The following is a 245-nucleotide window of genomic DNA, read 5'->3' as shown; positions in this document are numbered from 1 at the left end:
AAAGGCTTAGCTTCCGGGTTCGGAATGTAACCGGGCGTTTCCCTCTCGCCATGACCACCGAAACACCAACCACGGATGTTCCAAGCGAACAAACACACTGTTCAATTGAAACCCCAACATCCGGCCAGGCCGGTCGTGGTCTCAGAACCCACACAGTGGACGCGAGCAAATCTATGGTCAAGCCCTCGGCCTATTAGTACCAGTCAACTCCACCCCTCACGAGGCTTCCATATCTGGCCTATCAA

The 245-nt window shown here is 54.3% G+C and carries 1 rRNA gene; it reads right to left on the bottom strand.

What is annotated here, in order from left to right:
• A 5S ribosomal RNA gene (gene rrf / locus QC029_RS31015) occupies positions 1–62 on the bottom strand; the annotation flags it as partial.
• Positions 63–245 lie beyond the last annotated feature (183 nt).

Source organism: Streptomyces sp. DH37, assembly GCF_029813835.1.
Lineage (GTDB): Bacteria > Actinomycetota > Actinomycetes > Streptomycetales > Streptomycetaceae > Streptomyces.
Note: the sequence above shows the minus strand (reverse complement) of the source record. Positions and strands in the feature narration are given on the sequence as shown.